The following is a 1029-nucleotide window of genomic DNA, read 5'->3' as shown; positions in this document are numbered from 1 at the left end:
AAGGAACCATACCCTGCACTGGAACCGGAAATCCCTGTCTGTCAGGGCGCCAACGGGACACACCTCGGCGAGGTTGCACGTGTACCGGTTTTCAAGTGGCCTTCCCGGGTAGATGTCTATCGACGAGTGGGACCCGCGGTGAAAGATATTCAGCTCATCGGTGCCCACCACTTCCCTCAGAAAGCGCATGCACCGCGTGCAGAGCACGCACCGCTCGGAATCGAGGATGATGAGTCCCCCGATATCCTTTGCCTTGAACTTCCGCTCCTTGTCCTCGAGGGCGAAGCGGCTCCCGTGAAGACCGAACTTCATGTAGTAATCCTGCAGGCCGCACTCTCCCGCCTGGTCGCAGACAGGGCAATCGACAGGATGGTTGATGAGGAGAAACTCGAGCACCCCGGTGACGGCCTTTTTCACCCTCTCCGTGTCGGTGCGCACGACCATCCCGTCGGCGCAGAGCGTGGAGCAGGCCGTCTGGAGCTTGGGCGTGTTTTCCAGCTCCACCAGGCACACCCTGCAGTTTCCGGCGATCGACAGGCGGGGGTGGTAGCAGAAGTGGGGAATCTCGATTCCCGCTTTCTGTGCAGCCTGAAGAACCGTCGTGCCCGTCTTAACCTCACAGGTCTTTTCGTTGATCGTTACCTTCAGCATCCCTCACCCACACCGAGCGTACGTTTTCTATATCTCGATCTCACTGTCGAGACACCTCTTCTCCCGTATGTGATGTTCGAACTCCTCCCGGAACTTGCCGATGAAGGAGATTGCCGGCATCCCCGCGGCGTCTGCCAGGGGACAGATCGTCTTTCCCATCATGTTGTCGCAGAGCTCCAGGATCAGGTCGAGGTCTCCCTCGCGGCCCTGGCCGTTTTCGATGCGGCGCAGGATCTTTCTCAGCCATTCCGTCCCCTCGCGGCAGGGCGTGCACTGGCCGCAGGACTCGTGGGAATAGAAGTCGGCCAGGATAAGAAGAGCCTTTACCATGCAGACCCCCGCCGGTATGACGATGATGGCGGCGGAGCCTGCCATGGT

General features: G+C 59.8%; 2 protein-coding genes. Both read right to left on the bottom strand.

Annotated features, from left to right (window positions below):
* Positions 1–651, bottom strand: a 651-nt coding sequence (locus GTN70_05395; GenBank protein NIO16418.1) for a 2Fe-2S iron-sulfur cluster binding domain-containing protein, incomplete at its 3' end; no start/stop codon positions are given.
* A 27-nt stretch (positions 652–678) separates the two neighbouring features.
* Positions 679–1029: NADH-quinone oxidoreductase subunit F (locus GTN70_05390; protein NIO16417.1), on the bottom strand; the 351-nt coding region annotated here is incomplete at its 5' end.

The sequence above is a fragment of the Deltaproteobacteria bacterium genome, from assembly GCA_011773515.1.
Classification (GTDB): domain Bacteria; phylum Desulfobacterota; class Deferrimicrobia; order J040; family J040; genus WVXK01.
The sequence above is the reverse complement of the archived record's forward strand: the minus strand, read 5'-3'. Positions and strand labels throughout refer to the sequence as shown.